The organism is Elusimicrobiota bacterium, assembly GCA_040757695.1.
Classification (GTDB): Bacteria; Elusimicrobiota; UBA8919; order UBA8919; family UBA8919; genus JBFLWK01.
This window is the reverse complement of record JBFLWK010000102.1, coordinates 1-6,990: the sequence shown is the minus strand read 5'-3', so window position 1 is coordinate 6,990 and position 6,990 is coordinate 1. Positions and strand designations below refer to the sequence as shown.

The following is a 6,990-nucleotide window of genomic DNA, read 5'->3' as shown; positions in this document are numbered from 1 at the left end:
TATCTATTATTGAACTAAAGGATTTGTTACATGTCAAACATCTTCATCAAAAAGAAAAAATTTTATTAATTCTTTTTGCAGAAAATAATGCTCCTAAAAACGTTAAGAAAATTAAAGAAATAGGTTCTTCTGCTGGACTTAGAGAAATAAATAGATGGAATATATCACAGATTCTGAAATCTGCTAAAGGTTTTGCTATACATACTGAAAAGGGATGGGAGTTAAATACTCAAGGTAAGAAATATGTTGAAGTAAACATATTGAAAAAGGAAATTAACAAAACTTCTTATAATTTTTATTTGCTTGATATTAATTTTCAAGATATTCTTTCTGATACCGAAATAGCAAAAATTTTAGACATCAGAAAAATGGAAATAGGAAAAAACATAACTTCTCAAGCATATCTTTCATCTATAATAATGATGGGAAGCCTTATTGAGGGCTTACTTGGTTATATGATAAGACAATATCCTAAAATGGCTAATCAGTCTAAAAATGCACCAAAAGACAAAAACGGAAAGATTAAACCGTTTTCTGAATGGACATTGAATGATATGATAGATGTTGCATATGATGTAAAATGGATAACTGGAGATATAAAAAAATTTAGTCATTCACTTAGAGAATATAGGAATTTAGTGCATCCTTATTTACAAAAAGATACTAAAGAATTTCCATATGAAGATTCTTGCAAAATTTGTTTGAGTGTAGTATCTGCAGCTATAAATAATATTATTCAGTTTATTAAAAAAAATCCTACAATATAAAATAGAGCCAAACTCTTCTTTCTTTTATGATAAAATGATTATATAAGGGTTTATGAATTTATTAACTCAGCATAAAATTATTATTGGGGACTTAAATAATGGGGAAGAATATAAAAAATCAAATTTACTTATCATATAAAACTCTTCAGTTCAAATCCCGTCTTATTTCTAATGTGATTAGAACTCTTTTTGACATAAAAAGGTTGGTATTTAGTTTGCGTCTTAAACCCTCTATGGGATTTGAACTTTTAAGATTTCTTTTCATACTTAATATGCCTTTTAGATTTTTTGATAAATTGATTTATCTCACTAAAAGAAGAATGGCTTTCGGTGTTATTATCAATCACATCGCAGAACACTTTAGCCCGGCCATTTTGATGAATAACAATCTCGCCATTTGTAATATGCCTTCTTTCAATCGGGCATTCAACGGTAATCTTATATTTAATACTCATACTTACCTCCCACAAGGAAGGATATATTCTTTAAAGGGAGAAAGCAATAACGAAATATTATAGGAGGTGTAATATGGGGTTCCCAGAAAGTATAATTAAGGAAGCATGGCAAAGAGCCAATGGTAGATGTGAGTGTCGGAGAAAAGAACATAATCACTTATATATAAGATGTAATAAAGAATTGGTTTGGGAGAATAGGGGAAGAGAAAATGGGCGTGGTGCATGGGAAGCTCATCATAGGATAAGTGTTGAGAGTGGAGGAGATAATACATTATCTAATTGTGAGATACTTTGTTGGGATTGTCATTCTAAGACACTTTAATTTTTAGAAAGAGGTATTTATGAATATAGTAGACATTATAGAAAAATTAAAAAAATGTGATTTTATATTTCGATGTCAAAAGCGTTTAACTAATAACAAAGGTCAACAACTATTTTTTGATCCAGACCTGATTGTAAATGTATTTGATAATGGAAATATAAGCATTCAAGGTAAGAATGCAAATAAAGTAAAAGATATAATTCCAAGGAAAGCAAATATTGTTCGAAAAGTATTTGTAGTATATGGACATGACAAAAGAGCTAAAGCTGAATTAGAAGCAATGCTTAGACGATGGCAATTAGAACCTCTAATTCTTGATCAACTACCTTCAGAAGGTAAAACATTAATTGAGAAACTTGAAAAATATGCAAGCGATGAGGTTAATTTCGCCGTAATATTGGCAACTCCTGATGATGTAGGGTATCCTTGTAATAATGAAAGTCAAAAAAAATTTAGAGCAAGGCAGAATGTAATATTGGAGCTGGGATTGCTTTTAAATAAGCTTGGCAGATCTCGATTAGCAATAGTAATTAAGAATTCTGATGAAATGGAACGCCCCTCAGATATTGAAGGATTAATTTATTTGCCTTTTAATGATAGTGTAGAAGAAATAAAAACTGATTTGGCTAAAGAAATGAATAAACATAATTTTTCTATAGATATAGCTAAACTCTGATTTATAAAGATTATGATAGAAGAAGGATTGTTTGAAGTTGATCTATTAGGAAAAGGTGGTTTCGGAGAAACTTACCTCGTGCAGGATAAGCGACTTCGATTTGGTAAACAATTAATAGCAGTTAAAGTTCCTGATATTAATGCTAATACTAAAAGTTTAAGAAATGAGATTAATACTTTAGTTAATCTCGGTAGAAATCATAAAAATCTCATTTCCTTTTTGGGATTAGTGAATTTTAGAACAGAATTTGATATAGCATTGGAGTATGTAAATGGTGAAGATTTAAGCAAAAAAATTAAAAGTTTAAGCAATGATATTTTCGCTGGGAAAGATAGTATTTTTTTGAAAATAGAAAATATAATTTATCAAATTTTAAATGGTGTTAAATATATACATGATAACAATATGATTCACAGAGATATTAAACCTTCAAATATTCTTTGTGAAGAAGATGCAATTTCTGGAGATTTGCTTATAAAGATTACCGACTTTGGATTAACACGACGTTTTTCCTTAAATGAAACTGTGACTCGTTGCGGCACTCCATGTTATATGGCACCGGAGTGTTTTAAAGGGAAAGCGAGTTTTACGTCTGATATTTACTCTTTTGGTGTTATATTGTATGAAATACTTACTGGGCAATTACCAATTAACTTTAAAGAATGTATATCATTGGAAGATTATATTGAAGAAGCATATAAACAAATTCCACTTTTGCCATCTGAAATTTTAAATCGAGAAATTGGATTATTAGAAAAAATTGTTATGAAATGTTTAGAAAAAGAACCAAATAACAGATATCAATCTATAGATGATATTCTCAAAGAATTGTCTTATAATCAATTAAATAAAGTTCTAACTAATGAGCTAAATTCTCCTATGTCGGAGAAAGATATTAATTTGAAAAAAGTTGTAGACACTTTTATTGAAGCATGTAGAAAAGAAGGTCTTGTATTATTAAATAAAAAAGATATTGAACATGGCGTTCAAATTGCAATTTCTAATTCTTTACAAAAAAATGTAGTTAATATATATTTTGGTAGAAAAGGTATTTCCATTGTAGTGGGAGGTAAAAGAAGTGCTCTTTTTGATATTCTCAGTAACATTAAAAATCGCTTTTTAAGAGAACTAACGGAAAAAGAAAATAAATCCCAATTAATGAATATTGTCTTACCACCGCCGCCATGGATTGGAACTGATGAATCAGGGAAAGGGGATTATTTTGGACCTTTAGTTATTGCAGGTATTTATGTGGAGAAAAATGAACAAGATTTATTTAAAAATATTGGAGTAAAAGACAGCAAATTACTATCAGATGAACGCATTCTTAAAATTGCTGATTATATTACTAAAATTATAAAAAAGGAAAATTATTCCATAATTGAAATACCTCCAGAAAGTTATAACAAACTATATATTCAATTTATCAATGAAGGAAAAAATCTTAATACATTGTTAGCTTGGGGACATGCAAGAGCGATAGAAGATATTATTAAAAAAGGGAAACAAGCAATAGTTATATCTGATCAGTTTGGAGATGAAAAATATATTAAATCTAAACTATTGAAGGAAACTCGTGTACAGAATGTCAATATAATTCAAATACATAAAGCAGAGCAGAATATAGCAGTTGCTGCAGCATCTATTCTTGCAAGAGCACGATTTTTAAATTGGTTTAAGATGACAGAAAAAGAATGGGGAATCAAATTTCTAAAGGGGTCTTCAACGGCTGTTGAAGAAATAGCTAAATTATTTGTTGCTAAATTTGGGAGAGAAAATTTAGAAAAAGTTGCAAAAGTTCATTTCAAAACAACAAAAAGGATTATAAAATATGAATAATAATGACTATAATGAATTAATAAAACAAAGAAAATATCATGAAGTAATAAAAAAAATAGAATCGCTAAATCCAATATCTAATGAAAAAGCTAAAATATTAATTACTTGTTATGTAAAGACTAAGCAATATGACAAGGCTGTTAACTTGTGTCAAGAACAAATTAGAAAAGCTAAAATGCGAAAAGAGAAATCTGAATGGCAATATCGTTTGGCTGATGTTTGCCTTGAATTTGACTCTCAAAAATCTTTTGAAATAATTAAAGAATATTTAAAGGAATTTAAAAATAGTATTCATGGTCATGCATTAGCAATTTATGCTTGTTCTAAATTAGGTCTTTATGGTGATGTGGAAAATTATTATAAAAGCGGCTGTGATATTTATTTATCTTTTGATGATAATAATAAAAAAAAATATAGTAAACTTATGGCTAAATTACACAAAGCATATGGAGAATATTTAGAAAAGGTAGCGCAAAATGAACATGACCCACTAAAAATTTTAACTGCAATTGAAATTTATCACTTAGCCTTGAAATTGGATAATGAAGATTCTACCATATGGTATAATATTGGGAAACTTCATTTCTCACAAAATAGTTTTTCTGAAGCTGAAAATGCTATTAAAAATGCATTAAAATACAGCAAAGAACCATATATTGTTAGGATGTTAGCAAAAATCAAAATGTCGTTAGGGAAATTTGAGGAAGCGCTAGATATATATAAATCAATTCCAACATCAAAACAACAATCATATATGCTAATAGAGGCAGGTCAATGTGCTGAATATCTAAAAGAATTGAAGATAGCAGGTAAATTTTATAGACAAGCAATAGAAAAAGATCCTAATAAATATTACGCATATTTTTTTATTGGTAAATTATATAAACAATTAGGTGCTAAAGAACAAGCGATAGAAAATTTAAAAAAAGCAATTGATCTGTGTAAAAAAGAAACAGGGAATGAATATCAAAAAGCAAAAGATTTGTTGATTGAAGTAGGGAAAATGCCATCTGGAGAAAAGATTACTTTTACAGAAAAAAAACTTTCTAATCAGTTAAATGGTAAGATTATTAAATACAATAAAGATCGTGGTTTTGGATTTATTAAAACTAACGATAATAGAGACTTATTTTTTCATATTTCAAATGTTTCTGATCGAAGAGATAAAGGTGATCCTAATTATGGAGAGGATGTGTCGTTCGTTATTATACAAGGTTTAAAAGGACCTGAAGCTGGAAGTATTGTTAGGATAAATTAAATTCATATTTTTGATTTTTGATGTCACAGTACCATATAGTTATTTTATGTCATCCTCACATAAGATGATTGTGCCTGACCTTTCCCATATTTTCATAACACTCCATTGCTGTTAAAATCTACCGTTGACTAATTTTTTCCGGGAAAGGATCGTAGTCAATACCGGTTCCTAAAGATGACAAAGAATTTAAAATCATCGGCAAAATGACGCTTTTGATTAGAAGAGTTTAATTTTAAACCTATACAAATTGAAAGTTTAACTTGCAAAATGTATAAATTGATTGTCTTTATAGATTAGACAATAAAACAAGTATTGACTTTTGTGTCAAAATACATTAAATTATCATTAATGTTAATTTAATATGTTTAGTAAAAATTTAATTAAACTTTCGCCTTTATATAATAAACCTTGTTTTTTTACCGAGGATGTGGCAAAACTATTAGATATAACTCTTGAATCCGCAAGAGTATTCGTAACAAGATATTCCCAAAAGAAAGTATTAATAAAAATTAAGAAAAATTGCTATTCTTTTAAACAAAGATGGGATTTAAATAAAGAAGAAGATTTTTTTACGATATCGTCCGTTTTAAGAGTTCCTTCGTATGTTTCTTTGCTTAGAGCTCTTTCTTATTATGAGATAACAACACAAGTGCCGCAGGATACTTTTGAGTCCGTAACGATTCTTTCCACTAAAAACTATGAAATAAAAGGTAAGATGTTTAAATTTTACAAAGTAAAAGAAGAATTTTTTAACGGTTTTATTAAAAAAGATAATTATTTTATAGCGGGGAAAGAGAAGGCGTTTATAGACGCGGCTTATCTTTATTCTTTTGGCAAGTACTCATTGGATTTAAGCGCTATTGATATCCAAAAACTTGATAAAAGTTTAATATTTAAGATCGTAAAAAAATATCCGCAAAAAACAATAGATATTGTAAAAAGAATATGCAGGATTTAATAAAACACGAACAGTTTGAAATGGAAGTTTTGGAAAGGTTATATAACGCCAAAATATTGCCAAAGTTAATCTTTGTCGGCGGAACAATGCTGAGATTATGTTACGGATTAGATAGATATTCGGTTGATCTGGATTTTTGGCTAAAAGATAATACTGATGAGATTGAAGTTTTTAATAAAATAAAAAAGTTAATAAACGATAATTATACGGTAAAAGATATTTTTAATAAACATTTTACGATGTTGTTTGAATTTAAAAAAGAAAGTTATCCCAGGTCGCTAAAAATTGAGATAAGAAAAGAACAAAAGAAAATAAAGCCGGTTAAAACCATAGCCTATTCTCATAATAGTAATATTCAAATAATTTTAAGCGCCATATCGCTTGAAGATATGATGATTGAAAAAACAAACGCTTTTCTCGATAGAACCGAAATTAGAGATGTTTACGATCTGGAGTTTTTAATTAAGAAGGGGATAAAATTAAATTTAGATAAAAATACCGCTGAAAAAATAAAAAATAAAATATTAAATCTAAAAACAAACGATTATAAAGTTAAATTGGCTTCATTGCTCCCCGCGGATAAAAGAAAGTATTATAATAAATCAAACTTTAGAATACTTTTATCCGAGTTAAATAAAATGATAGGCAATTTTTAGATAAATCAAAAATTATTTAATATAGAAAATAGTTATAAAATATAGGTAGTTTTTTGCTA

8 protein-coding genes are annotated in these 6,990 nt (G+C 28.2%); 7 read left to right on the top strand and 1 reads right to left on the bottom strand.

The genetic code is table 11. From position 1 onward, the window contains the following. Positions 1-767: hypothetical protein (locus AB1349_12125; GenBank protein MEW6558077.1), on the top strand; the 767-nt coding region annotated here is incomplete at its 5' end. 248 nt (positions 768-1,015) lie between these two features. On the opposite strand, the gene AB1349_12120 is transcribed toward AB1349_12125, so the two are convergent. Next, positions 1,016-1,222: a hypothetical protein gene (locus AB1349_12120; GenBank protein MEW6558076.1), complete on the bottom strand. Its 207-nt coding sequence runs from the start codon at positions 1,220-1,222 to the stop codon at positions 1,016-1,018. A gap of 73 nt (positions 1,223-1,295) precedes the next feature. Between AB1349_12120 and AB1349_12115 the strand changes: the two genes are divergently transcribed. From AB1349_12115 to AB1349_12090, 6 genes are all read left to right on the top strand, one after another. Next, positions 1,296-1,544: an HNH endonuclease signature motif containing protein gene (locus AB1349_12115; GenBank protein ID MEW6558075.1), complete on the top strand. Its 249-nt coding sequence runs from the start codon at positions 1,296-1,298 to the stop codon at positions 1,542-1,544. Positions 1,545-1,563: 19 nt separating this feature from the next. After that, positions 1,564-2,220, top strand: coding sequence for a TIR domain-containing protein (locus tag AB1349_12110; GenBank protein ID MEW6558074.1), 657 nt, complete (start codon positions 1,564-1,566; stop codon positions 2,218-2,220). A 12-nt stretch (positions 2,221-2,232) separates the two neighbouring features. Continuing rightward, positions 2,233-4,059 (top strand): ribonuclease HIII, encoded by a 1,827-nt coding sequence (gene rnhC / locus AB1349_12105; GenBank protein MEW6558073.1) that lies wholly within the window; start codon positions 2,233-2,235, stop codon positions 4,057-4,059. Next, positions 4,052-5,317: a cold shock domain-containing protein gene (locus AB1349_12100; GenBank protein ID MEW6558072.1), complete on the top strand. Its 1,266-nt coding sequence runs from the start codon at positions 4,052-4,054 to the stop codon at positions 5,315-5,317. The genes rnhC and AB1349_12100 overlap by 8 nt, the downstream gene beginning before the upstream one ends. A 427-nt stretch (positions 5,318-5,744) precedes the next feature. Next, complete coding sequence (locus tag AB1349_12095; GenBank protein MEW6558071.1) at positions 5,745-6,275, top strand: hypothetical protein; 531 nt, start codon at positions 5,745-5,747, stop codon at positions 6,273-6,275. Continuing rightward, positions 6,263-6,931 carry a nucleotidyl transferase AbiEii/AbiGii toxin family protein gene (locus AB1349_12090; protein MEW6558070.1) on the top strand — a complete coding sequence of 223 codons (669 nt, stop codon included), beginning with the start codon at positions 6,263-6,265 and terminating at the stop codon, positions 6,929-6,931. Before AB1349_12095 ends, AB1349_12090 begins: the two co-directional genes overlap by 13 nt. The last annotated feature ends 59 nt before the right edge of the window (positions 6,932-6,990 follow it).